This window comes from Kribbella voronezhensis (assembly GCF_004365175.1).
Classification (GTDB): Bacteria; Actinomycetota; Actinomycetes; order Propionibacteriales; family Kribbellaceae; genus Kribbella; species Kribbella voronezhensis.
Genome location: NZ_SOCE01000002.1, coordinates 155,686 through 181,004 on the forward strand (window position 1 = coordinate 155,686; position 25,319 = coordinate 181,004).

The window sequence follows — 25,319 nt, forward strand, 5'->3', positions numbered from 1 at the left end:
GCGCACAGTGGACTGATCCCCGTCTCCGTTTCGGACGGGTGTTCCACGAGGGAGGGCGTACCCATGCTCTGGAAGATCAGGACCGAACTCGCCGACCGGCCGGGCGCACTGGCCGAACTCGCAGCACGGTGTGGTGCCGACGAGATCAACATCCTCAGCCTGGAGGTCTTCACCGCCGAGTCCGGCGCTGTGGACGAGCTAGTGGTGTCCACTGGTGTCGGCTGGACCGCAGAGACGCTCACTGCTCTGGTCGCAGAGGCAGGCTGCGTCCGTACGACGGTTCGCCCCTGCCAGGCCGATGTCCTGAACGACGCCCCGACCAGATACCTCCGTGCCGTACTGCGGCTGCTCGACGACCCCATGTCGGTCGACGAGGAACTGGAGAACCTGCAGGGCTTCGACGAGTACACCCCGGCCGAGTGGGCCAGGGCGGACGTACTGGTGGAGATCGCCGGCCGACTGGTCGAGCGTGACCAGGGCGTCGTACAGGAGGGCCCGCGACCAGGCACCGGCGTACCGGAGTTGCGTCGGGCCACTGTCGAGGACGCCGAGGCCGTAGTGGCGATGCACGAGCGCTGTTCGTACGAGAGCCGCACACGCCGCTACCACGTGCCCATGGCGAAGCTCACCACCCGTACTGCGCGGCACCTGTCCGCGCCCGCCGGTGGCATCTCCGTGGTCGCCTCTGTCGGTGACGCGATCGTAGGCATGGCCACTGCTGCTCCCTGGGACGAACTGGGCAGCACCGCGATGGAGATGGCCGTGCTGGTCGAGGACGGCTGGCAGAACCAGGGCCTGGGGAGTCAGCTGCTGCGGCGAGTGATCCAGGAGGCCCGGGAGCTGGGAGCGGACCGGGCCGTGTGCATGGTGCAACCCGAGAACGTCGCCATGCTGCGCACTGTCGAGGGACTGCGGATGCGGACCAGGGTGGTGCAGGATAGCGGTCATCTGATGGTGACCGTCGCACTGTCCGATCAGAGCCTGTCGCATGCGGTGGATCGGCCACCGGTGCCCTATCGTCAGACGCGTGCCATCCCTGCCCACCGGTCGCAATCCGCACGGTCTCTTGGTCAACCTGCCCGCGAGCACTCGCTCGCCGGTGGTGGAGCTGTCGCGGCGACTGCTGATCGCGCTGGGGCTGTTGATCCTGATGGTGCTCATCGTTCTGGTCGACCGTGACGGCTACAAGGACACCTACGACGGCCGCGTCGGCTTCATCGACAGCATCTACTACGCGACCGTCACGCTGACCACGACCGGGTACGGCGACATCACGCCGGTGACGCCCACTGCCCGGCTGGTCAACGCCTTCATCGTCACGCCACTGCGGATCTCCTTCCTGGTGGTACTGGTCGGCACCACCCTGGAAGTCTTGGCGAACGAAGGTCGCCGCGTCATGCGCGACACACGATGGAGGAAGCGCATGAAGGACCATGTGGTCGTCGTCGGCTACGGCACCAAGGGCCGTTCGGCCGTGCAGACCCTGCTCAGCAACGGCGTCAAGCGCGAGAAGATCGTGGTGATCGACCCGCGCGCCACCGCGATCGGTGACGCGGGCAACGATCAGATCGCCGCCTTCCACGGCGACGCGACCAACCGGACCGTACTGCGCCGGGCCGAGGTCGTCGCCGCCCGCGAGGTCATCGTCACAACGGATCGTGACGACTCCGCGGTGCTCGTCACCCTGGCCGTCCGACAGTTGAACCCGAAGGCGCACATCGTCGTCGCCGTCCGCGAAGAGGACAACGTCCCGCTACTCCGCCAGAGCGGCGCGGACGCCGTCGTCACCTCGTCGGAGGCCGTCGGCCGGCTCCTCGGTCTGTCGGCGGTCAGCCCGAACCTGGGTGAGGTGATGGAAGACCTCCTCACGTACGGCGAAGGCCTCGAGGTCGCCGAACGCCCGGTCCTCGGCCGCGAGGTCGGCAAGGCGCCGTCCTCGGTGCCGGACCGAGTCGTCTCCGTCGTCCGCGACGGCAAGGTCCACCGGTACTACGACTCGTCCGTCTCGGTGCTGGCCGCCGGCGACAAACTCATCGTCGTCCGGCCGGCCAAGGAAACGCCCTGGGCCGAACGCCCGGGCGCGGACGACCAGGAAGAGTAGTTCACCCCTCGCCGCCGCCTACGGCAGGTTGGCTCCCACCCACCCGAGACGCCGGCTCCTACGTCGCCTGCTGAAGCAGGTGCGTCGCTTGGGCCGCAGTGACGGCATCCGGGGTTGGTGGGATTGGAATGCGCTGAAAGCGCGCCACGATCTCGACCCTCCGCTGGAGGAGTTGGCTACCGTCGCTGAGCGGCACCCGAGGGTGCGGCCGGTGGAGGGCAGACGACGAGGGCAGCCCGGATTGCATCTGAGAGCCCGACTGCTCGGGTCGAGGGTGATCGCGCGGGACTCAGCTGATCGGGATGGCAGGTGCTGACCCGCAACTCGCCTTGACGGATCGGCAGAAGGCAACCCGCACCCAGCCGGGAGGCGCGACGGAGGAGCGCCGGATGGGGTGGGTGGGAGCCAGACGCCGGAGGACGCGACGAAGGAGCGCCCGTAGGTGGCGGCGTGGGTTGAACACGCTCGGCAACCTTCGGACCACACCGTTGACTGGTCTTGCGAGGGCGTCCTATGGTGTGATCTGTAAACGATTACAAGAACGATTACAGGAGGCCGCGTGAGTCGTCCGACGGTTGCCGGTGTGGCCCGGGCTGCTGGGGTTTCGGTGGCTTCGGTGTCGCGCGTGCTGAACGGGTTGCCGGCCACCGAGGAGATGGTCGGGCGGGTTCAGCGGGCCGTCGAGGAGCTCGGGTACGTGCCGGACGCACGGGCGCGGTCGCTGAAGGTGGGGCGGACGTTTCAGCTCACGCTCGCTGTCGCCGATGTCGGTAACCCGGTCTACGTGACGATGATGCGCGCCGTGGAGGAGGTCGTGTCAGCCGCCGGTTATCGGCTCGTCGTGACCACCACCGGGCCGGATGTCGCGGACGAGGTTGCGCTGGTGCGGGGGATGGCTCGCGGGTACGCCGACGGCCTGGTGATCAGCCCGCTGCGGGTCGACGACGACCTGATCAAGTCGATCCGCGAGTGCGACGTGCCGGTGGTTGTCGCAGGCAACGTGCCGGCCAGCGCCGGTGTCGACACGATCCGCGCGAACTCGCCGAAGGGGATGCTGCTCGCGGTCGAACACCTGCTGCAGAAGGGCCGCCGCCGGATCGCCTTCCTGAACGGACCGCGCGACACGGTTCCCGGTACGGCGCGCGCGAAGGGCTTCGCCGAGGCGATGAAGGCGAACGGGCTGCGACCGGTGGCCGAGGTCGAGGCGGCCGACTTCACCTTCGCCGCGGGCCGCGAGGCCGGCCGCGAGTTGCTGTCCGGGCTGGGTGCCGGCTCGAATCGCGCCGATGCTCGAGGCGTGGCCCCGGGCGACCGCGGCAGGGCTGGTGTCGCTGGTGGCCCCGCTGCCAAGCGCCGCAGATCGGCCCCCGACGCGGTGATCGCGGCGAACGATCTGCTCGCGGTCGGGTTGATGCACGAGCTCGCGGCCGTAGGGCTCGAAGTACCGAGGGATGTTGCTGTGGTCGGGATGGACGACAGCGAGCTGGCCGAGCAGTCGTTCCCCCCGCTGACGAGTGTGAACCTCGGTTCCGCCGAACGGGGGCGGCGGGCCGCTGAGTTGCTGCTGGCAAGGATCGACGACGACACCCGTACGCCGCGGCGCATCGTCGTGCAGCCGACCCTCAGTGTCCGGAGGTCGACCCCATGAGCGCCGTCACCACAGGCAGGCCGAAGCAGAACAGGGAAGCGATCTACCTGTTCCTGCCCGCGCTGCTTCCGATCCTGCTGTTCAGCGTCTACCCGTTGCTGCGCGGCCTCGCGCTCGGTTTCACCGACGCGAAGGCGGGCCTGCACGTTCAGACCAACTTCATCGGCTTCGGCAACTTCAGCAAGTTGCTGCACAACGATCTGTTCTGGTCGTCGTTCAAGATCGGCTTGATCTGGACGTTGTCCGTGACGATTCTTCAGTTCGTGGCGGCGCTCGGCCTCGCCTTGTTGCTGAACACGAACCTCCGCTTCCGTGGCGTCGCCCGTACGCTCGCGCTGATCCCGTGGGCGATGCCCCCGGTGGTGGTCGCGATCATGTGGCGGTTGCTGCTGCACCCGACCAACGGACCGGTCAACGAGATCCTGCAGAACCTGCATCTGACCGACCATCCGATCAACTTCCTCGGCAACTTCAGTACTGCGTTGCCGGCGGTGATCGTGGTCGGGATCTGGGTCGGCATGCCGATGACCACGGTGACCCTGCTCGCCGGTCTGCAAGGCATCGACAGGTCCCTGTACGAAGCGGCGGCCGTGGACGGCGCGGGCGGGTGGCACCAGTTCTGGAACATCACCCTGCCGCAACTGCGGACCGTGATCGTGGCGATCACCAGTCTGGACATGATCTGGAACTTCAATTCGTTCGGCCTGGTCTACGTGCTGACCGCGGGCGGTCCGGGTGGCAAGACGATGCTGCCGATGCTGTTCGCCTACAACGAGGCGTTCCGGTACGGGAACTTCGGGATGGCGGCCGCGATGGGTGACGTGATGGTCGTGATCATCATCGTGTTCCTGGCCTTCTATCTGCGCAACCGGCTGAGGAGCCAGGCATGAGCCGGCAACGTTTGGGGACGGCGCCCGCCACCCGCGCCGCGCAGTACGTCGCGGTCGTCTGCTACCTGATCTTCCTAGGGTTCCCGCTGCTCTGGCTGATCTCCACCTCGCTGAAGTCGCCGCAGGAGTTCGCGAGCATCGATCCCTCCTTTCTGCCCAAGCATCCGGACTTCTCGAACTTCACGGATGCGCTGGAGGAGCAAGGGCTGGTCCGGTCGATGCTGAACTCCTTGCAGGTCTCGGTCGCGTCGACCGTGCTCGTGCTGATCGTCTCGTTGCCGGTGGCGTACGCGCTGGCCAGGTTCCGCAGCCGGCTGCGGCCGATCACCAACGGGTGGATCCTGGTCAGCCAGGTGTTCCCGGTGATCCTGATCGTGATCCCGCTGTTCATGATCCTGCGGCCGCTGCACCTGACCAACACGATCCCGGGCGTGGTGATCGTCTACACGGTCTGGTCGATGCCGTTCGCCCTGTGGATGCTGCAGGGGTACGTCGCCGCCGTACCGCGAGAGCTCGAAGAGGCCGCGTCCGTCGACGGCGCCAGCCGGGTCCGCACCATCGTGTCGATCGTGATGCCACTGCTCAGGCCGGGGCTGATCGCGACCGCCATGTTCACCTTCATCTCGGCGTGGAACGAGTTCTTCTTCGCCCTGGTCCTGCTGCAGGACCCACAACTGAAGACGTTGCCGCTGGTACTCGCCCGCTTCGTCGGTGCGGAGGGCCAGGTCCAGTTCGGACCCCTCGCGGCGGCGTCCGTCCTTGCCACTGTTCCCAGCCTTGTTTTCTTCGCCTTCCTGCAGCGCCGGTTGACCTCCGGCTTGCTCAGTGGCGCTGTCAAGGGTTAGAGAATCCCCTGAGGAGATGCAATGAAAAAGGTACTGATCTCGTTGCTGGCGGCAAGCGCCTTGGTGACGCTCGCGGCCTGCGGCGACGACAAGGGGTCCGGTTCGGGCTCCGGTGACTCGAACGAGAAGGTGACGCTGAAGTTCCAGAGTCTCGCCTTCCAGAAGACCACGGTCGCCGCGACCAAGAAGATCGTCGCGGACTGGAACGCGGCCAACCCGAACACCCAGGTCGAATACGTCCAGGGCAGCTGGGACTCGGTGCACGACCAGTTGGTCACGCAGTTCCAGGGCGGCACCGCGCCCGACGTCATCCAGGACGAGTCGGCCGACATCACCGGCTTCGCGAACCAGGGGTACCTCGCCGACCTCTCGCCGTACCTGAGTCAGGAGACGAAGGACGCCGTGTCGAAGGGTGTCTGGGACACCGTGTCGAGCGACGGCAAGGTGTTCGCCGCGCCGACCCTGCTGCAGTCGTACGTCGTGTTCGGCAACACCAAGCTGCTCAAGCAGGCCGGGATCTCCACCACCGGCGATTCGCTCAGCTGGGACGACCTGCAGGCGAACGCCAAGAAGCTCACGGCCGGCGGCAAGTACGGACTCGGCTGGGGCCTGAAGAGCCCGACCGCGACCGTGCTGAACCTCGGGATGAACTTCGACGGCACGTTCTTCGAGGGCACCGGCCGCGACGCCAAGGCGAAGATCGGCGACCCGGAACTCGAGGTGCCGAAGCGGATCCACGCGATGGCCTACACCGACAAGTCGATCGACCCGACGTCGCTGACCCAGAGCGGTTCCGACGTACTGCCAGGGTTCTTCGGTGGCAAGTACGCGATGATTGTCGGCGGCAACTATGCGGCGCAGCAGATCGTCGAGCAGGGGCCGAAGGGCTTCGAGTGGGAGGTACTGCCGCCGCTGAAGGGGACGTCGGAGAAGCAGGCGGCGAACCCGCAGACCCTGTCGGTACCGGCCGAGGGCAAGCACGTGAAGCAGGCGGCGCAGTTCATCGACTACTTCATGAAGGCCGACAACCTCGCCGCGGTCGGCCAGGGCGACTGGCTGATCCCGACCACGCAGGCGGCGCGCGACGCGATCGCCAAGGCCACCGGTGGCAAGAACGGCTGGACCCAGACGCTGGCCAGTGGTGCCGAACTGACCAAGGCGCCGTTCCAGAGCGTGGAGAACTACCCGAAGTGGAAGGACCAGATCGCCACTCCGGCGCTGCAGGAGTTCCTGGCGAACAAGATCGATCTCGCCACGCTGGGCAAGAAGCTGAGCGACGGGTGGGGACAGGTCAACGGCTGATGCCTGAGAATGCCAGTACTTCCCTGCTCGAAGACAAGTCGGTGGGTGCCCTCGTCGGCTCGGCGGTCGGTGACGCGATCGGTGGTGCCGTCGAGGGCTGGAGCCCCGAGGCGATCCGGGAGCGGCACGGCGGCTGGGTGACCGGCATCGTCGGTCCGTGGTACGACGACTGGCGCAACGCGCGGCCGATCGCGCCGTACCACAAGGGCGACGGGCACATCACCGACGACACCTTGATGACACACGCGCTGGTCGAGGTGTACGACGAACGCCGCCAGCACCTCGATGCCTATGCGATCGCCGAGTCGCTGGTGCCGAAGCTGCTGATCGGGAAGCGCTGGGTTCCGGAGTTGGAGACCGACGCTCTCTTGTTGCAGCGGGTGTTTCTGGCCGAGAAGTGGTTGGTGGCGCGGTTGCACTACGGGCACAACGATCCGCGCGAGGCCGGCGTCGGCAACATCGTGAACTGTGGCGCGGCGATGTACGTGGCGCCGGTCGGGATCGCCAACGCCGGTGATCCCGCCGGGGCCTATGCCGAGGCGATCGATCTGGCCGGCGCGCATCAGTCGAGCTACGGACGAGAGGCGGCCGGAGTGTTTGCGGCCGCGGTCGCGGCGGCGATGATGCCTGAGGCAACGGCTTCGTCGGCGGTGGCGGAGGCGCTCTCCCTGGCGAAGGACGGGACGCGGGCGGCGGTCGAGGCCGTCGCGGCAGCCGCGGACGGGCTCGACGACTGGGAGCAGGCGATTCCTGTCCTGCGGCGCGCGGTCGAGCCGTTCGACACGGTCGGACCGGACTATCGCGACCAGTCGCTCGATGCCCGGCGACCGAGCCGGACGAAGGCGATCGAGGAGTTGCCGGTCGCGCTCGGGTTCGTGCTCGTGTCGGGTGGCGATGTGCGGCAGGCGGTGCTCGGCGGGACCAACTACGGGCGCGACGCCGACTCGATCGCGTCGATGGCGGGCGCGATCACGGGTGCGCTGAGCGGAGCCTCCGGCGTACCGGGGGACTGGGCGGCGGACATCGCTGAGGCGAGCCGGACGGATCTGGAGCTGCCGGGGCGGGTGATGGCGTCGGTCGCGGCGGAACTGCACGAGTCCGACGCGCGCCGCTGGTCGCGTCGGAGTGAATCGTTGGAGAGACTGAGGCGATGAGACTGACCTGGGTGCAGCCGGAGGATTTGCTGCCACACCAGCTGGTCCAATCCCGCGCGGAGGGCGTCGACGTCACCGACATCGAGTCCCGCTGGCGAGACGCAGGCGGTACGACGGAAGCCCCTGTCTCCGGCGCCTCGGACAAACCGGCCCCGCCCGTACTACGAACCCTCGCCCGAGAACTCCTCGACGAGCTCGACACCCGCACTCCCGAGTGGACCCCACCCCAGATCCCACAGCTACCACTGCTCGGCGACGCCGCCTCCGCTACGCGGGCCGGCTGGGCGGGGGGCAAAGCGCTGGGCCGCGGTGCGGACTCGCCGGGCTCGGCTTCGCTTCGCTCGCCTGGGTTGGACGGGCGGGTGTTGGGCGCCTGGGTGGGGCGGGCGGCGGGAAACCTGTTGGGGAAGCCGGTGGAGAAGATTCCTCGGGAGGGGATCAGGGAGATTCTTCAGAGTTCGGGGCAGTGGCCGTTGGGGCGGTATGTGACTGCGGTGGGGGTACCGGACGAGGTGCAGCAGAGGTGGCCGTGGAATCGGCGGTCGAAGCCGATCAGTTTGCGTGAGGTGATCGATGGGATGCCGGAGGATGACGATCTCAACTTCGCGATCCTTGCCTTGCAGTTGGTAGAGCGGCACGGGGACGGGCTGACCACGGAAGATGTCGCCACGGCTTGGTTGAACGATTTGCCGGCCGGGCGGGTGTTCACGGCTGAGCGGGTGGCCTACCGCAACCTGCTCGAGGGTGTGGAGCCGGAGCGAGCTGCCGTGATCAGGAACCCGTTCCGAGAGTGGATCGGTGCGCAGATCCGCACCGACGTCTACGGGTGGGTGCACCCCGGTGATCGGACCGCCGCGGCGCGGTTGGCGCTGACCGACGCGCGGTTGAGCCACACGGGCGCAGGGGTCGACGGCGCCATCTGGGTAGCCGCGATGTCAGCTGCCGCGCTGGTGCTCGACGATCCGCGCGAGGTGGCGCTTGCCGGGCTGGAGGCGATCGCTCCGGATGGTGAGATCGCCCGAGCGGTGCGCTTCGGCTTGGCCCTCGCCGATGATCCACTGGACGACGCGCTGGACCGGCTGCACGCGGAGTACGGGCACCTGCACTGGGTGCACTCGGTCAACAACAGTGCGCTCACGGCGTACGCGCTGACGGCCCCGGATTTCGCCACCGGGATCGGTCGCGCGGTGATGGGAGGGTGGGACACGGACTCGGCCGGTGCGACGACCGGTGCGGTGCTTGGCGCGGTGCTCGGGGTTCCGGCAGAGTGGGCCGGACCGTTGGACGACCGGCTGGCCACGAGCCTGCCGGGGATGAACCAGGTCGCGATCAGCGAACTGGCAGCACGGACTGTGGAGGCGGCATCGATGGTGGGCGAGCGTGGCTGACGTCGTCGTCGTGGGAAGCGCGAACGTGGACCTGGTGTTGCCGGTGCAGCGGATCCCGCGACCGGGCGAGACCGTTCTCGCGAGCGGCTTGTCCCGCGGCCCCGGCGGCAAGGGCGCGAACCAGGCCGTGGCCGCGGCCCGGGCCGGAGCGTCGACCGCTTTCGTCGCCTCGCTCGGAGCGGACGAGTCCGGCGAGTTGTTGCGGACGGCCCTGACCGAGTCGGGCGTCGACCTGTCGCTGGTGTCGACAACCAGTACGCCGACCGGTACGGCGATCATCACCGTCGCGGCCGATGGCGAGAACTCGATCGTCGTCGCGCCGTCCGCGAACGCCGAGCTCGCGCTCTCCGCCGAAGCTCTCAGCGCGATCCGGTCGGCGAAGGTCGTGCTCGCCCAGCTGGAGATCCCGTTCCCGACCGTCCAGGCCGCGGCCGAGGCGAGTTCGTACTTCGTCCTCAACGCGGCGCCGGCGGCCGAGCTGTCCGACGAGCTGCTCGCCCAGGTCGATCTGCTGGTGGTGAACGAGACCGAGGCGGAGGCGGTCGGCGGATTGTTGCTCGATCGCGTCCCCGCCGCGGTGATCACACTCGGGGCCGAGGGCGCGGTGATCCTGACCCGCGGTGCGGCGGAGGTCCGGGTGCCCGGCGTACCGGTCGAGGTGGTCGACACGACGGCTGCGGGAGACACCTTTTGCGGGGTTCTCGCGGCGACATTGGCTGCCGCGTCAACTAGTTCGGCAAATACCGGTTCAGTTACGGTGGGCGACCTGACGAATGCGGTCCGACGCGCTAACGTTGCTGCTTCATTGAGCGTTAAAACGGCGGGAGCGATCCCTTCGGTGCCACACGGGGAAAACATCGACGCGCGTGCTGCGGAGGTATACCTGTGAACCCCCTCGTGCCCCGGCCGATCGACCTGCCGGCCAAGGTCGATCTCGGCCTGCGAGCGGATCTCGCCCTACTCGACGATGCCAAGATCCTCGGCGCACCCGAGGACCCGACGGACCTGCCCCGCTGGCGCGGCAAGCTGGCCGAGTGGCTGATCGGGGCCTACGACCGGACCCCGTACGACGGGTCGCACTACGAGGTCCCCGGCCGGGAATGGACCCAGACGGCGTACTCCGTCGCGCTGGTCTGGCTCTGGGACGAGCAGTTGTACGACGTCCGCACGGGTCGGTTCACCCCGGAGAAGTTCGTGCAGTGCGGCGTCGACGACTTCGGCGGCTACGACGCGGTGGTGCTCTGGCACGCGTATCCGGTGATCGGGATCGACTCGCGCAACCAGTTCGACTTCTACCGGGATGCTCCGGGGCTGGCGGACCTGGTGGCCGACCTGCACCGGCTGGGGCTGAAGGTCTTCCTCGACTACAACCCGTGGGATGTCGGGACGCGGCGGATGACGAGGTCCGACGCGGACGAATTCGCTGCCCTGGTAGCCGAACTCGATGCCGACGGCGTCTTTCTGGACACCTTGAAGGAAGGCGATCCGGCCTTCACCCGGGCGCTGCAGAAGGTGAAGCCGGCGATCGCCTTCGAGGGCGAGTCACGGTTGCCGATGGCAAGGATCGGTGACCACGCGCTGTCCTGGGCGCAGTGGTTCGCCGACACCCGGGCGCCCGGCGTCCTGCGGGCGCACCTGTTCGAGCGCCGGCACATGATGCACCACACCCGCCGGTGGAACCGCGATCACAGTGACGAGTTGCAGTCGGCCTGGGTGAACGGCGTCGGCATGCTGGTCTGGGAGTCGGTGTTCTCGGCCTGGGTCGGCTGGAACGCGCGCGACCGGGCCACCCTGCGCCGGATGGTGGCCGCACAGAGAGCGTTCTCTCCGATCCTGATCAACGGCGACTGGATCCCGTTGACGCCGGAGATCCCGGACAAGGCCCGTGAGCACGGCGTGTTCGGCTCCCGGTTCGAACTGGCCGACGTCACCTTCTGGACCTTGATCAACCGCGACGAGGAGGACTTCGAGGGCATCGTCCTGCGGTCCGAGGATCAGGTCGGCGACTGGTACGACGTGACGTCGGGCGTGCCGATCACTGCTGACGACGACGGTGTACACCTCGTCGTACCCGGTCGCGGCGTGACCGGCATCGTCCGGATCGGTGCGACCGCCGGAGCCACCTGCCGCGCGACCGCCAGGCGGCTGGGCACGATGGAGCGGCCGCATGTCAAGGACTCGGCGTTCCCGATGGCTCCTGCGGTGCGGTCCGCCGTTCCGGAGGTGTCCGGCGAGGCCGAGATCGGTCCGGTCGTCGAGGTGCCGGCGGGGGAGCGCTCTCTGCCGATCCGGTACCGCCGCCGCGAGACGGGGATCTACGACCAGGCGCCGTACGTGGAGGAGTGGAAGCCGCTGCCGCCCAGACTGCACGACCAACGCACCGAGACGCGCGAGATCGCGCTCTCCGGGATCTCTGTGGCGATCCGGGAGGTGACCAACGCGCAGTACCGGGAATTCCTGGCTGCGACCGGGTATCGACCGTTGGTGGCCAACCGGTTCCTGGCGCATTGGGTGGACGGTGCGCCCGCGCCGGGGACCGAAGACCAGCCGGTGACGTACGTCGATCTGCCGGATGCGCGGGCGTACGCCGAGTGGCGCGGTGGGCGGTTGCCGACCGAGGACGAGTGGCAGGTGGCCGCCGGGCTGGACGGGTTCACCCGGGCGGAGCCGCTGGTCTGGAACCTGACCGAGAGCGAGCACAGTGACGGGCGCAGCCGGTTCTGCATCCTCAAGGGTGGTTCCTGGTTCGTTGCCGAGGGCTCCGACTGGTACGCCGACGGCGGGCCGCAGGAACCGGAAGTGAGCTTCAAGCTGGTACTCACCGGTGGCGGGCTGGACCGTTCGGAGACGATCGGCTTCCGCTGCGCCGGTTGAGCAGCCCGGACGGCAAGGCAGGAACGAGAAATCGGGGATGAGAAGACGGGGATGAGGATGTGCGGGATGAGCCGGTTGCGATGAGACCTGCGCCTTTGCAAGGGGTCAAGGTGCTGGAGGCCGCGACCCTGTTCGCGGGTCCGCTGGCGGCGACCTTCCTCGGCGACTTCGGTGCGGACGTGACGAAGATCGAGCACCCGGCCAAGCCGGACGCCGCGCGCGGTCACGGCACCAGCAAGAACGGGGTCGGCCTGTGGTTCAAGACGCTGGGCCGGAACAAGCGGCTGGCGACGCTGGACCTCTCCCAGGGCCGTGAGGTCTTCCTCGACCTGGTCCGCGCGAACGACGTGCTGGTGGAGAACTTCCGCCCCGGCACGCTCGAGCGCTGGGGCCTCGGTCCCGACGTCCTGCTCGAAGCCAACCCGCGGCTGGTGATCGCGCGCGTGACCGCGTTCGGTCAGGTCGGTCCTTGGTCGAGGCGGCCGGGCTTCGGTTCGCTGGCCGAGGCGATGAGCGGCTTCGCCGCCGTCACCGGTGAGCCCGACGGACCGCCGACGCTGCCACCGTTCGGCCTCGCCGACGGGATCACCGCCCTGGCCACCGCGTACGCCGTACTGGTGGCGCTCCGCGAGCGGGATCGGTCGGGGGCCGGTCAGGTGATCGACATGGCGATCATCGAGCCGATCCTGATGATGCTGGGCGGCGGCATCACGGCGTACCAGCAGACCGGGTACGTCCAGCCCCGGCTGGGGAACCGCTCGTCGAACAACGCACCCCGCAACGTCTACCGGACCGGCGACGGCCGGTGGGTCGCCGTCTCGACGAGTTCGCAGAGCATCGCCGAGCGGGTGGTCACGCTGGTCGGGCGGCCCGATCTGGTCGCCGAGCCGTGGTTCGGCACCGGCCGGGAACGCGCCGAGCATGCCGACGAGTTGGACGAGGCCGTCGGCTCCTGGATCGGGGAGCGCTCTCTGGACGAGGTCATGCTCGCGTTCGAGAAGGCGGAGGCGGCTGTTGGGCCGGTACACGACATCCGCGGGATCGTGACCGACCCGCAGTACGCCGCGCTGAACACGATCGTCGAGGTCGACGATCCCGAGCTGGGCGGTCCGGTGCAGATGCAGAACGTGCTCTTCCGGCTCTCCGAATCACCCGGCTCGATCCGCTGGGCCGGCCGCCCGCACGGCGCCGACACCGACGACGTCCTGGCCGAGATCGGCGTCACCCCGGACCAACTCGCGGCGCTGCGAGAACGCGGCGTGATCTGAATGCTCACCGCTCTCTACGTTCCCGCGAACAGGCCCGACCGGTTCGCGAAAGCTGTTGCCGCGGGCCCCGATCTCGTGGTGTTCGACCTGGAGGACGCCGTACCGGTCGACGACAAGGCCGATGCCCGGAGCTGGGCTGTCGCCTGGGTGGCGGCGCGTTCGGGCGGGTCGTTCGAAGTCCGGGTGAACGCGGCGGGGACGCCGTGGATCGAGGACGACCTGGCGGCGCTGGCCGCAGTACCGGCGGTGCGGATCCGATTGCCGAAGGTGGAGAGCGCGACCGACGTACGCCGGGTGCTGGATCAGGTGCCGACGGCAAGGATCACCGCGCTGATCGAGTCGCCGCTCGGGCTGGAACGCGCCTTCGAGATCGCGATGGCGGATCCACGCGTGGTCGCGGTCGCGCTGGGAGAGGCCGATCTGATGAGTTCGCTCGGCGTCGACGGCCCCGAAGGACTCGCCTGGGCCCGCGGCCGGCTGGTGTCGGCGTCGCGCGCCGCGGGGCTGGGCGCGCCGATGCTGTCGGTGTATCCGCACGTAAACGACGAGGACGGCCTTCGTCGGACCTGTCTCGAGGGCCGGGCGCTTGGCTTCGTCGGGCGGACGGCGATCCATCCGCGGCAGTTGGCGCCGATCATCGAGAGCTTCACCCCGTCGGCGACCCAGGTGGCCGACGCGGCCGCGTTACTGGCCGCGGTGGAGAAGGCAGGGGTCGCGGAGGGCGGCGTGATCGTGCTGCCCGACGGACGGATGGTCGATCCGGCGATGCTCGGCCGCGCGCGTGAGATCGTCGACCTGATGAACCAACTCGAACACTGATCACCTGCAGGCACGCAGTGTGATCAGCATCGGCGGTGGGGTGAAAGAGACGTAAATCAGACCGACCTCCGCGCCCACCGGGCGAGAAACCGTGAGCAGACCAGCTAGGGTCGATTTCATGCTGCCGCGTGTTGTTGATGCTGTGGTGATCGGCTCGGGCCCGAACGGGCTGGTGAGCGCGATCACGCTCGCCGACAGAGGCTGGGACGTGCTGGTGCTGGAGGCGGCCGACCGGTTCGGCGGCGCCGTGCGTTCGGTCGAGCAGGACGGCTGGATCAGCGACCGGTTCAGCTCCAGCTATCCACTCGGTGTGGCGTCACCGGTACTGCGAGCGCTCGAACTCGACAAGTTCGGGCTGCAGTGGGGACACGCGCCGTCGCCGTTGACCCACCTGCTGGATCCCGAGACGGCGGCCACGATCCACGAGGACCCGAACGACACGGCTTCGTCCCTCGCGGTGGAGCACCCGGCGGACGGAGAAGCCTGGCTTCGGCTCTACTCGCAGTACGTGAAGATCCGCGAGCCGTTCCTGGATGCCCTGCTGACGTCGTGGCCGCCGGTGACGGCCGGCCTGCGACTGACCCGGCGGCTCGGGTCGGCCGGCGAGCTGGCCAGGTTCGCGCGCTTCATGGCGATGCCGATGCACCGGATGGGCCAGGAGCTGTTCGCAGGTCCGCGAGGTCGCGCTCTCCTCGCCGGGAACGCGTTTCACGCGGACGCACCGTTGACCGGCAGCGTCAGTGGCACGATGGGCTGGTTGCTCGCGATGCTGGCCCAGGATGTCGGATTCCCTGTTGCCGTCGGCGGTTCCAGCTCGCTGTCGACCGCGCTGGTACGCCGTGGCGAGCGGGCCGGGGTGCTGCTGGCGTCCGGTTCGCCGGTCGAGGGTCTCGAGGTCTCGATGGGGAAGGTCACCGGCGTACGGACGGCCTCGGGCGAGCGCGTGGCCGTACGCCGTGCCGTGATCGCCGACGTGTCCGCACCGATGCTGTACGGCGAGTTGTTGCCGGAGGCAAGTGTTCCCGCGGGATTGCGGCGGGACCTGGAGAACTTCGAGTGGGACTACCCGACGGTGAAGCTGAACTACCGGCTGAGCGGGCCGATCCCGTGGCAGGCGGAGGCGGCGCGATCGGCCGGCGTCGTCCATCTCGGTGGCACCGCGGACGACCTGGTGCACACCTCGGCGGACCTCGAGACCGGTCGCGTGCCGACCGAGCCGTTCCTGCTCATCGGCCAGACGACCAAGGCGGATCCGTCGCGGTCTCCGGCCGGGAGCGAGGCGGTGTGGGCGTACTCGCATCTCCCGCGCGGTCTCGCCGACGACGCTGCGGCCGAGAAGCTCGCCGGACGGATGGATCGGGCGATCGAGCGGTACGCGCCGGGGTTCCTCGACCTGGTGGTGGATCGCGATCTGCAGCGGCCGAGCGATCTGGCGGCTGCCAACGCGTCGCTGGCGCTCGGCGCGCTCGGTGGCGGGACCACGCAGCTTCACCAGCAGCTCATCTTCCGCCCGACGATCGGGCTCGGCAGTCCACGAACGGTCGTCTCAGGCCTGTACCTCGGCAGTTCCGCCATCCATCCGGGTCCCGGCGTCCACGGCGCCTGCGGCCACTTGGCCGCCCGCACAGCCCTCCGCGACGCTTCTGCTTTAGGAGCCCTCACCCGTACGCCGGCTACCGCCGCCCTCCGGCATCTCCAGCGCTGACTCAGGTCGCGAGCCTGGAGGGAAGTAGGCTCGCGAGGGCTGGTGGTCAGTGGGAGGAGTGGGTGTGGGCGAGCGGGTAGAGGACCTCTTGCGGGAACTGGCACCGCAGGTGCTTGGTTTTCTGGCGCGACGGCACGGGCAGTTCGACCTCTGCGAGGACGCGGTCCAGGAGGCTTTGCTCGCGGCTGCGACGCAGTGGCCGGCCGACGGCGTACCGGCGAACCCGCGGGGCTGGCTGATCACGGTCGCGACCCGCAAGCTGACCGACCAGTTCCGCAGTGAGAGCGCTCGCCGCAAACGCGAGGACAATCTCGCGGCGATGGCCGGCCCGGAAGAGCTCGTTGCCCCGGGCGCCGATGCCGACCAGCCGCCGGAGTCCGACGACACCCTCACGCTGCTCTTCCTCTGCTGCCACCCAGCGGTGACGCCGGCGTCGCAGGTCGCGCTGACCCTGCGTGCGGTCGGCGGTCTCACCACGGCCGAGATCGCCAAGGCGTTCATGGTGCCGGAGGCAACGATGGCGCCGCGGATCAGCCGGGCGAAGAAGAGCATCAAACAAGCCGGCAGCCGATTCGTGCTGCCGCCGGCAGAGGAGCGCGCGGAGCGACTGCGCGTAGTACTGCAGGTGTTGTATCTGATCTTCAACGAGGGATACACGGCGAGTTCGGGGCCGGAGTTGCAACGGGTCGAGCTGACGGCCGAGGCGATCCGGTTGACCCGGCTGCTCTACCAGTTGCTGCCGGACGACGGTGAGGTCGCCGGCCTGCTGGCGTTGATGTTGCTGACCGACGCCCGTCGCGCGGCGCGTACCCGTGTCGACGGAAGTATGGTTCCGATCGACGAGCAGGACCGGAGCCTCTGGCTGCGGGAGCCGATCGACGAAGGCGCTGCGCTGATCCTGCGGACGCTCGCGCACGGCGAGGTCGGCCCGTACCAACTGCAGGCCGCGATCGCTGCTGTGCATGCCGAAGCGCCGAGTGCCGAAGAGACCGACTGGCCGCAGATCCTGGCCCTTTACCAGTTGCTGGAAAAGATCGCGCCGAATCCGATGGTCACCCTGAACCGCGCGATCGCGCTCTCCCAGGTGGAAGGCCCCGACGCCGGTCTCGCGCTGCTGACCACCATCGAGGACGACCGGCTCATCACCGAGAGCCATCGCCTCGACGCCGTTCGCGCGCATCTGCTCGAGCGAGCCGGCCGCCCAGTGGAGGCCCGAGAGCACTACCTCGCGGCAGCCCGCCGTACGACCAGCCTTCCGGAGCAGCGCTACCTGACCGCCAAGGCCACCGCCATCGCGGACGTGACCTGACGGTCAGGCGCTACTTGTCGAGATCGTCAGCTGACCGCCGCCAACTCCTCCGTGGCCGGTGCCGGTTCGGCCTTGGTGCGCAGGAGAACCGCGGTGATGAGCGCACAGATGAAGAATGCAGCCGCTCCGACACCAGCGACGACGTGCAGGCCGGCCGTGAACGCGCCGTTCGGACCGGCATCCACGTGGTGGCGGGCAACGATCGTGCCGAGACTGCCGAGCATCGCAACGCCGAGGGCGATGCCTGCCTCGGTACCGGTCTCGGACAGGGAGGCGACGGAACCGGCTCGTTCCGCCGGAGCGGCTGCCAGCAGCAGGTTCATTGCCAGCGCCATCGGTACTCCGAGTCCGAGGCAGGTCACGGTGAGCCCGGCCGCGAGTGACGCGACGCTGTCGGTCTGGGTCAACAGGGCCAGTCCGATGCCCCCGACGCCGAAGCCGATCGCCATCGCGGTGGAGGTTCCCAGCCGACGGGCCGCTCGCGGTGCGACGTTGAGGCCGATGATCATCGCGAGGTTCTGGGGAACCAGCCAGAACCCGGCATGCAATGGGTCCAGCCCTTCCACGACCTGCAGGTAGAGCGCGGCCTCGAAGGAGATCCCGGCCATCACGACGCCCGCCAGCAACTGGATGGTGAGGGCCGGAGTGAACCTCGGCAGCCGGAACAGACCCAGTTCCAGCAGCGGATGGGTCAGTCGCCGCTGCCTGCGGACGAACGCGACCCCGACGGCCAGTCCCACCACGACAGCGATGCCAGGGCCGAGCGCCCAGCCGGACCGCGCCAGTTCCTTCAGGCCCCAGACCACTGGCAGGATCGTTGCTAGCGACAACAAAACGCTGGCCAGGTCGACCCGGCCGGCGGAACTGTCGCGGTACTCCGGCAGCAGGATCGGTCCGACGACCAGCAGCAGGGCCATCACCGGTACGCCGACCAGGAAGACCGAGCCCCACCAGAAGTGGTCCAGCAGCAGGCCGCCGATCACCGGGCCGAGGAGCACGCCGCCGAGGAAACAGCTGAACCACACGCCGATCGCCCGGCCCAGCTCGGCGGGATCGGGGAACAAGTTGCGGATCAGCGCCATCGTCGAAGGCATCAAGGTCGCACCGGCGATGCCGAGGAGGGCGCGGCTCGCGATCAGCAGACCGGGTGAGGTCGAGAAGGCAGCGGCCACCGACGCAAGGCCGAAGGCTGCCGCTCCGATGAGCAGCAACCGGCGCCTGCCGATCCGGTCGCCGAGCGTGCCCATCGTGACCAGGAAACCGGCCAGCAGGAACGAATAGATGTCGACGATCCACAGCCGCTCGGTGCTGCTCGCGCCGAGATCGGCACTGAGCCGGGGCAGCGCCAGGTAGAGCACACCGACATCGAGGGAGAGCAGCAGAGTCGGCAAGGCGAGGACGCCGAGCGCGATCCACTCGCGGCGGGTCGCCTTCGCGGCGACCGGAGTCTCTGTCATCGGGGAGTTCCTTCCAGGAGGTCGTACAGGGTGAGGTCCGGCCAGCCCTCGTCTGCGGCCAGTCGGGCGATCTCGACGGCGACAGCAGCGGCCGTACCGCTACCTGCCAGGTAGAGCCGGGCCGGATCCGCTTCGAGTTCGCCTGCGTGGTCCGCTGCCCAGCCGACAACCGCCCTGGCCGCGGCCACTGCGCCGTCGTACGGCGGGACTGCCACGGTGACGTCGTACGGCGGGACTGCCACGGTGCCGTCGTACGGCGGGTCTGCCGGCGGCCTGTCCGGAGTCGGGGTTTCGGGGATCGGGGGAATCGGGCAGGTGAGGACTACCAGCCGACCGCGCAGGCAGAGCTGTTCGCAGCGACGGGCCAGTTCCTCGGGTTCGGAGTCGTCGGAGAGCACGACCAGCAGCGGTGGCTGAAGGTCTTCGCCGGGCGGCGGCCGGTACAACCGCGCCCAGATCGGACCGGACGGTCCGCGCAGTTGAACAGCCGCGGTTCTGGGGGTGGAGTTCATGACCGAAACGCTGGCAGCCGGACGGGGGTGAAGGGAAAGGCCGACTGGACATGGCCGTCGTACGCCCTTTGCATCACCATTGGGCCCCATCGGGAACCGGTCACGTCCACAATGGTCGGCATGAGCGACGACAGCGGTACCGCCGACATCCTGGCGCTGCGGCAGACGCCGGACGCGATCGAGTTGCGCCACCTGCGCGCGTTCATCGCCGTCGCTGAGGAGCTCAACTTCGGCCGCGCGGCCGGTCGGCTCTACCTGTCCCAGCCCGCTCTGAGCCGTCAGATCCGCGCGCTGGAACGACTGGTGGGTTGCGACCTGCTGCGCCGTTCTACTCACCGCGTGGAGCTGACACTTGCCGGCGAGGCGCTGCTGGACCGAGCCAGGGCCTTGCTCGCCGACCTCGACGCGGCCCTTGCCACCACCCGATCGGTCGGCGGCGAACTGATAGGCCGGGTCAATCGGCTGTGGGCGCCGCTGATCGAGGAGGTTCTGGAGGGGGCCGGCGAGCTGGGTGCGATGCGAGCGGCGTACGAGCGAATGCTCGCGCAGGCGGTGATACCCGACGAGTTGGCCGTGCTGCCCCTGACGGCTGGGGGCGTTCCTGCCTTGCAGGTGTCAGCTGACGCGAGTGCGGTGCCCAGCGTCCTGCATCTGCATGGTGGTGGGCTGGTGCTGGGGTCGGCGTACGGGTATCGAGCTCTGGCTGGAGCGGTGGCCGACAGTGTCGGCTCCGGCGTACTCGTGCCGGACTACCGCCTGGCGCCGGAGCATCCTTTCCCGGCGGCGCTCGACGATGCGCGAAATGCCTACCTCTGGCTGCTCGACCAGGGTGTTCCGCCGTCGGACCTGATCGTCAGCGGCGACTCCGGTGGTGGTGGCCTGGTCGTTTCACTGATGCTCCAGCTTCGTGAGCTCGGCATTCCACTGCCGGCGGGCGTGGCGCTGCTCTGTCCGGGTCTCGATCTCGCCGGCCTGCTCGACGGTTCGTCGCCACTTCTCGCGTCGGGCAACGGCGAGACCCTGGCGAAGGTCGCGGGGTGGTATGTCGGCGATCATCGGGTCGACGACCCGCTGATCAGTCCGCTCCAGGCCGACCTGCGTGGCCTGCCGCCGATCCTGATCCAGGCAGGGACCGGGGACCCGATCGCCCACGACGCCGGGCTGCTGGCCGCACGAGCCGAGGAGTACGGCGTCGAGGTGACGATGGAGCTGTACCCGGTCGACACGCACATCTTCCAGTTGTTCTGGTCGTTCCTGCCCGAAGCCCGGCAGGCGCTGGCCAAGGTCGGGGAGTTCACCGCTCGGGTGCGGGGCGACGAAGCACGTCGTACCGCCGGCAGCTGACTGGACATTTGCGGTTGCTTCGTCCGGTGTGAGCTGGGTCGCGTGACTTGGGTTGTAACTTCGGTTTACAGTTACTGCATGGTCAACTTGCGCACGGCACCCCGAAGGACGGCGCCTCATCCGGTCGGCCCCGCGCCGAGCCGGGTCAAGCGGGACCCGATCGGGGTCGGCGTTGCGCTGCTGAACCGGCTGGCGAAGTCGCGGGCGATCGACAAGCTGGGGTTGCGCAGGCAGACCGAGCGGGTGGTGTTCGAGGCGACCAAGACGGGTTTCCGGACAGCGGGAGCGCTCTCCCGGACCTTCACCGCGGCGACGAAGCTGGCGAAACCGTCCCGGCTGCCGAGCGCCAAGGCGACCGGCCGCTTCGACCTGACGCCGACCGAGGACCAGCAGATGGTGGTCGCGGTGGTCACCGAGTTCGCCGCCGAAGTGCTGCGTCCCGCCGCGCCCGACGCCGACGTGGCCGGTACGACGGATGCCAAGGTGCTCCAGCAGAGTTCCGAGCTCGGCCTGAGCCTGATCGAGGTGCCCGAGGAACTCGGCGGGATCGTCAGAGAGCGCTCTACGATGACCGGCGTTCTGGTCGCCGAGGCGATGGCCTACGGAGACATGGGTCATGCCGTCGCCTGTCTCGCGCCGGCCGCGGTGAGTACGGCGATCTCGCTCTGGGGCGACGAGGACCAGCAGGCGACGTACCTGCCGTCTTTCACCGGCGACTCCGTCCCGGCCGCCGCGCTCGCGATCGTCGAGCCGCGTCCGCTCTTCGACCCGTTCGCGCTGAAAACTCGCGCGACCAGGCAACGAACCGGGTATCTGCTCAACGGAGTGAAATCTTTGGTGCCGCGAGGTGCCGAGGCGGAGGTCTTCGTCATCGCGGCGCAGTTGGAGGATCACGGACCGGCGTTGTTCCTGATCGAGTCGGGTCACCCGGGCGTCACGATCGAGGCCGAGCCGTCGATGGGGCTGCGAGCCGCTTCGCTCAGCCGGGTGATCCTGCAGGACGTCCCTGCTGTGCAACTCGGCACGCTCGACGACTACGCCGACTGCGTGCGCCTGTCACGACTCGGCTGGTGCGCGCTGTCCCTCGGTACTGCGAAATCGGTGCTCGACTACGTCACGCCGTACGTGAACGAGCGGACCGCCTTCGGTGAGCCGATCAGCCACCGGCAGTCGGTCGCCTTCATGGTGGCCAACATCGGGATCGAACTGGAGGGCATGCGACTCGTGACGTACCGGGCCGGATCCCGTGCTGAACAAGGGCTTTCGTTCGCCCGAGAGGTGGCGCTGGCTCGTCGCCTTTGCACGGAGAAGGGCATGCAGATCGGCACCGACGGCGTGCAGTTGCTGGGTGGGCACGGCTTCGTCAAGGAACATCCGGTGGAGCGGTGGTACCGCGATCTGCGGGCTGTCGGCGTGATGGAAGGTGCGGTGCTGGTCTGATGATCAACCTCGAGACCCCGCGGAAGTTCCGCGCGTTCGTCAACCAGGCCCACCAGGTCGCGGCGGAGATGTTGCGGCCGAACTCCCGGCAGTACGACCTCGCCGAACACGCCTATCCGAAAGAACTCGACATGCTGGCGGCGATGGTCGACGGGCTCGGCGCGTCCGGGACCGGCTCGGGCGCCGGAGCGAGCGGCGTACGGCGTACTGAAGCCGCTGACGACGACGGCAAGGTGAAGAACGGGTCGAACCTGTCGTCGGTGCTGTCGATCATGGAGATGTGCTGGGGCGATGTCGGCCTGCTGTTGTCGATGCCGCGGCAGGGGCTGGGCAACTCGGCGATCGCCTCGGTGGCGTCCGACGAGCAGTTGAGGCGGTTCGAGGGATTCTGGGCCGGGATGGCGATCACCGAACCGGGTTGCGGTTCGGACTCGGCCGGCATCCGGACCACGGCGCGACTGGATGGTGACCACTACGTCATCGACGGGGAGAAGATCTTCGTGACGGCCGGTGGTCGCTGTGATGCCGTCGTGGTCTGGGCGACGCTGGACAGGTCGCTCGGCCGGGCCGCGATCAAGTCGTTCGTGGTCTTCAAGGACACGCCGGGGATGACGGTCGAGCGGCTCGAGCACAAGCTCGGGATCCGTTCGTCGGACACCGCGACGATCCGCTTCGAGAACTGCCGGGTACCCGCGGAGAATCTGCTCGGTTCGGCTGAGATCGACGCTGACAAAGGGTTTGCGGGGGTGATGCAGACCTTCGACAACACCCGGCCCCTGGTGGCCGCGATGGCCGTCGGCTGCGCCCGCGCCTCCCTGGAGGTCACCCGGGAACTGCTCGCCGACGCGGGTGTCGAGATCGACTACGACCGGCCGGTCCACCTGCAGACCGCGGCGGCTGCCTCCTACCTGCAGATGGAGGCGGACTGGGAGGCGGCGTACCTGCTGACCCTGCAGGCCGCCTGGCTGGCCGACAACTCCCAGCCCAATTCCCTGCAGGCCTCGATGGCCAAGGCCAAAGCCGGCCGCGTCGGCAACGACATCACCCTGCGCTGCGTAGAACTAGCCGGCAGCCTCGGCTACAGCGAACACCACCTCCTCGAAAAATGGGCCCGAGACTCCAAAATCCTCGACATCTTCGAAGGCACCCAACAAATCCAACAACTAATCGTCGCCCGCCGCCTCCTCGGAAAGACCTCAGCCGAGCTCAAATAACCTTGCCGACAAATTGGACTGCCGGGCCCGGCCTGCGTCCAGGTCTCAGCGTCTGACAGCTGTTCGCGACAGGTACTGGAATGGTTCCACCGACCGGGAGCCAGCACCAGCGTGTTGGTTGCCGTAAGCGCCCAATATCTCTTGTCAGCAAGGGACTCTGATCTCTCCGGCTGCTGCATAGGTGCTCAGAAGTCGCCATCCTCTTCGGTTGATTGAGGTGCGTCTCTGCGTGTCCGCGGGACTTGCCTTACCGTGTCCGGGGTGTGCGGGCCTCCTTGACCGTACGGCCACCGACGCGGCGCAGGCTTGTCGCGTCCGGACTCGCTGCGGCGGCTGGGCCGCCGACGAAGTAGTCGTAGTCGTAGTAGCCGACGATGTCTACGAAGAAGTGGGTCCTGGCGGTCGAGGCGGCCGAGTAGCAGGCGACCGACAGCCGGCCGAAGTTCGCACCTTCAGGGTCGCCCAGCTTGCTGGTGAAGGAGGTGACGCCGGAGAAGCCGGGCGCGCTCCACACCGTGGTGGAGTACCCGCTGGGCTGGATGTCACCCGACCCGAGCGCGAGGTAGCCGGTGTTGGTCTCCGTCGCGTACAGCTGGACCGTGCCGAGTACCGAGTCGGCCCACGGCGGTACGCCGGAGTCCGCACCTGTGGGCGTCCGGGTGGTGTCGATCTTCCGCAGTTGTCCGGCACGGATCTTCGCGTTACTGGAGGCGGGGTCGTTCGTCGAGGCGTAGACGCGGATCGGGTGCGGCAGCAGGTTGAGTACCGGCCCTGTGTTGGTCAGTCGTGACCAACGCGTGTTCGAGTTGGCCGCGCCGTCGCTCTCGATGCACTGGAACAACTGGCCCTGCCAGTTCACGATCGCCCCTGGGTAGTACTGACCGGTCGTCGGCGGAAACTCCGGCGCCTGGTTCACGCCCAGCAACAGCTGCGCTCCGATGGCGTTGTTCGCCTCGATCGCCGCCTGCTGACCGTTGAGCGTGACGCGGAACTGTGACCCGGTCAGTGACGTGAGGCCGCTGCCCTCGTTGGGCGCGTCGATCCGGACCGGATCGCCGGGCGCGGCCTGCGCCGGCGTCGCGACCGCTGCCGCAGCCGTCCCGGCGACGGTGGCTGCCGCCGCCGTCCGCATCATCCGCCGGCGGCTGACCCGGCGGTCCTCTTGGTCGTCGGTCGACTGGACGGGTGTCTCCTGTGACATGCCGCTGCACCTTTCGGGGCCGTGAAGGCGAACCTTCCGGATATTTTGACCAGTAAGCGCCGGACTGTTATGCGCTGAGCTCGGCGCGCTACAAACGGTGTCGATGCCCGTCGCCTGATCTTCGCGAGGGGTGGCGGTTTGCCTGTAGCAGAACGCGATTGAACCATGGTACGAGCCGTCCGTCGACACCGAGGCAAGAGCGCCAGCGCTCGAATGAACCTGGCACGTCGGGCGATCCAGTCAGCTCTTGAGTTCGTTCCCGAAGTCGATTCGCACCAGGGGAAGCCTGGTGGCGATGTCTTCGGGGAGCGGGCCGTCCTCGATGAGTTCGGGGATGTCCAGGGTTCGGCCGAGTGCCTTGGCCGCGCGCCGATGCCGGCCGCGGTAGCTCTCCAACAGCGACGGTGTCTCGGACGAGGGAACCGGCGTCGCGCGGGCGAGGACGTCCTTCGTGGCTCCGGTCCAGATCCGTACGTCCGGGGTGGCGAGGATGTTGCGGTACCACTGCGAGGAGGGACCGTAGCCGGACACGATGATCAGCGATTCCGGTTCGCGGTCGACCACCTCGAGGACGACGTACCGGCGCTGACCGGTCGTGCGGCCACGGTGCTCGAGCATCATCAGTCGGGAGCCGAACAACCGGCCGAATCCCCAGCGATACAGCGGGATAGGCGATCGTGCCAGCCATCGAGGCATCTGTCTGGTCACTTGGTGAGCCTCCACGCTGCCATCTCTGAGTTCCGGACGAATTGGCCGACTGCCGACTATAGGGAGTGGCCGAGCCAGGGAGCGTCGATCGGCCGTCGGGCGGGACAAAGTCATGAAGTCTCAAACTGCGCTCAAAGTGG

General features: G+C 68.2%; 21 protein-coding genes. 17 read left to right on the plus strand and 4 right to left on the minus strand.

The genetic code is table 11. The features are described 5' to 3' along the window. Positions 1 to 63 precede the first annotated feature (63 nt). From EV138_RS28145 to EV138_RS28210, 14 genes are all read left to right on the plus strand, one after another. The gene (locus EV138_RS28145; RefSeq protein ID WP_238158473.1) at positions 64 to 1,179 is read left to right on the plus strand and encodes a GNAT family N-acetyltransferase; all 1,116 of its coding nucleotides are present in this window, start codon (positions 64 to 66) and stop codon (positions 1,177 to 1,179) included. Beyond that, complete coding sequence (locus EV138_RS28150) at positions 1,151 to 2,101, plus strand: potassium channel family protein (RefSeq protein WP_232828105.1); 951 nt, start codon at positions 1,151 to 1,153, stop codon at positions 2,099 to 2,101. Before EV138_RS28145 ends, EV138_RS28150 begins: the two co-directional genes overlap by 29 nt. 559 nt (positions 2,102 to 2,660) lie before the next feature. Continuing rightward, positions 2,661 to 3,749 (plus strand): LacI family DNA-binding transcriptional regulator, encoded by a 1,089-nt coding sequence (locus tag EV138_RS28155; protein ID WP_133982350.1) that lies wholly within the window; start codon positions 2,661 to 2,663, stop codon positions 3,747 to 3,749. After that, positions 3,746 to 4,639 carry a carbohydrate ABC transporter permease gene (locus EV138_RS28160; RefSeq protein WP_133982352.1) on the plus strand — a complete coding sequence of 298 codons (894 nt, stop codon included), beginning with the start codon at positions 3,746 to 3,748 and terminating at the stop codon, positions 4,637 to 4,639. The genes EV138_RS28155 and EV138_RS28160 overlap by 4 nt, the downstream gene beginning before the upstream one ends. Beyond that, entirely contained in the window at positions 4,636 to 5,484 is an 849-nt protein-coding gene (locus EV138_RS28165) for a carbohydrate ABC transporter permease (protein WP_238158474.1), read from the plus strand. The genes EV138_RS28160 and EV138_RS28165 overlap by 4 nt, the downstream gene beginning before the upstream one ends. A gap of 21 nt (positions 5,485 to 5,505) precedes the next feature. Next, the gene (locus EV138_RS28170; RefSeq protein ID WP_133982354.1) at positions 5,506 to 6,786 is read left to right on the plus strand and encodes an ABC transporter substrate-binding protein; all 1,281 of its coding nucleotides are present in this window, start codon (positions 5,506 to 5,508) and stop codon (positions 6,784 to 6,786) included. Beyond that, positions 6,786 to 7,940 carry an ADP-ribosylglycohydrolase family protein gene (locus tag EV138_RS28175; protein ID WP_133982356.1) on the plus strand — a complete coding sequence of 385 codons (1,155 nt, stop codon included), beginning with the start codon at positions 6,786 to 6,788 and terminating at the stop codon, positions 7,938 to 7,940. The genes EV138_RS28170 and EV138_RS28175 overlap by 1 nt, the downstream gene beginning before the upstream one ends. Beyond that, positions 7,937 to 9,328, plus strand: coding sequence for an ADP-ribosylglycohydrolase family protein (locus EV138_RS28180; RefSeq protein WP_133982358.1), 1,392 nt, complete (start codon positions 7,937 to 7,939; stop codon positions 9,326 to 9,328). The genes EV138_RS28175 and EV138_RS28180 overlap by 4 nt, the downstream gene beginning before the upstream one ends. Next, positions 9,321 to 10,217, plus strand: coding sequence for a ribokinase (locus tag EV138_RS28185; RefSeq protein ID WP_133982360.1), 897 nt, complete (start codon positions 9,321 to 9,323; stop codon positions 10,215 to 10,217). Before EV138_RS28180 ends, EV138_RS28185 begins: the two co-directional genes overlap by 8 nt. Further along, the gene (locus EV138_RS28190) at positions 10,214 to 12,202 is read left to right on the plus strand and encodes an SUMF1/EgtB/PvdO family nonheme iron enzyme (protein ID WP_133982362.1); all 1,989 of its coding nucleotides are present in this window, start codon (positions 10,214 to 10,216) and stop codon (positions 12,200 to 12,202) included. Before EV138_RS28185 ends, EV138_RS28190 begins: the two co-directional genes overlap by 4 nt. Before the next feature lie 80 nt (positions 12,203 to 12,282). Next, positions 12,283 to 13,470 carry a CaiB/BaiF CoA transferase family protein gene (locus EV138_RS28195; protein ID WP_133982364.1) on the plus strand — a complete coding sequence of 396 codons (1,188 nt, stop codon included), beginning with the start codon at positions 12,283 to 12,285 and terminating at the stop codon, positions 13,468 to 13,470. Beyond that, a complete protein-coding gene (locus EV138_RS28200; protein ID WP_133982366.1) occupies positions 13,471 to 14,289 on the plus strand; it encodes an HpcH/HpaI aldolase/citrate lyase family protein in 819 nt (272 codons plus the stop codon). A 118-nt stretch (positions 14,290 to 14,407) separates the two neighbouring features. Next, a complete protein-coding gene (locus EV138_RS28205; RefSeq protein ID WP_133982368.1) occupies positions 14,408 to 15,994 on the plus strand; it encodes a phytoene desaturase family protein in 1,587 nt (528 codons plus the stop codon). Between the two features lie 58 nt (positions 15,995 to 16,052). Next, positions 16,053 to 17,303 (plus strand): RNA polymerase sigma factor, encoded by a 1,251-nt coding sequence (locus EV138_RS28210; protein WP_133982370.1) that lies wholly within the window; start codon positions 16,053 to 16,055, stop codon positions 17,301 to 17,303. A gap of 26 nt (positions 17,304 to 17,329) precedes the next feature. On the opposite strand, the gene EV138_RS28215 is transcribed toward EV138_RS28210, so the two are convergent. Next, positions 17,330 to 18,760 (minus strand): MFS transporter, encoded by a 1,431-nt coding sequence (locus EV138_RS28215; protein WP_133982372.1) that lies wholly within the window; start codon positions 18,758 to 18,760, stop codon positions 17,330 to 17,332. Next, positions 18,757 to 19,272 carry a hypothetical protein gene (locus tag EV138_RS28220; protein ID WP_133982374.1) on the minus strand — a complete coding sequence of 172 codons (516 nt, stop codon included), beginning with the start codon at positions 19,270 to 19,272 and terminating at the stop codon, positions 18,757 to 18,759. The genes EV138_RS28215 and EV138_RS28220 overlap by 4 nt, the downstream gene beginning before the upstream one ends. A gap of 120 nt (positions 19,273 to 19,392) precedes the next feature. Between EV138_RS28220 and EV138_RS28225 the strand changes: the two genes are divergently transcribed. The 3 genes from EV138_RS28225 (at position 19,393) to EV138_RS28235 (ending at position 23,270) form a co-directional block, all read left to right on the plus strand. Continuing rightward, a complete protein-coding gene (locus EV138_RS28225) occupies positions 19,393 to 20,616 on the plus strand; it encodes an alpha/beta hydrolase fold domain-containing protein (protein WP_133982376.1) in 1,224 nt (407 codons plus the stop codon). A gap of 78 nt (positions 20,617 to 20,694) precedes the next feature. Next, on the plus strand, positions 20,695 to 22,056 hold the full coding sequence (locus EV138_RS28230; RefSeq protein WP_202866978.1) for an acyl-CoA dehydrogenase family protein: 1,362 nt from the start codon (positions 20,695 to 20,697) through the stop codon (positions 22,054 to 22,056). Continuing rightward, positions 22,056 to 23,270, plus strand: a complete 1,215-nt coding sequence (locus EV138_RS28235) for an acyl-CoA dehydrogenase family protein (protein WP_133982378.1) — start codon at positions 22,056 to 22,058, stop codon at positions 23,268 to 23,270. The genes EV138_RS28230 and EV138_RS28235 overlap by 1 nt, the downstream gene beginning before the upstream one ends. A gap of 247 nt (positions 23,271 to 23,517) precedes the next feature. Here EV138_RS28235 and EV138_RS28240 read toward each other — a convergent pair whose 3' ends face one another. After that, the gene (locus EV138_RS28240; protein ID WP_133982381.1) at positions 23,518 to 24,471 is read right to left on the minus strand and encodes a hypothetical protein; all 954 of its coding nucleotides are present in this window, start codon (positions 24,469 to 24,471) and stop codon (positions 23,518 to 23,520) included. Between the two features lie 240 nt (positions 24,472 to 24,711). Continuing rightward, positions 24,712 to 25,179 (minus strand): nitroreductase family deazaflavin-dependent oxidoreductase, encoded by a 468-nt coding sequence (locus EV138_RS28245; protein WP_166678772.1) that lies wholly within the window; start codon positions 25,177 to 25,179, stop codon positions 24,712 to 24,714. Between the last annotated feature and the right edge of the window lie 140 nt (positions 25,180 to 25,319).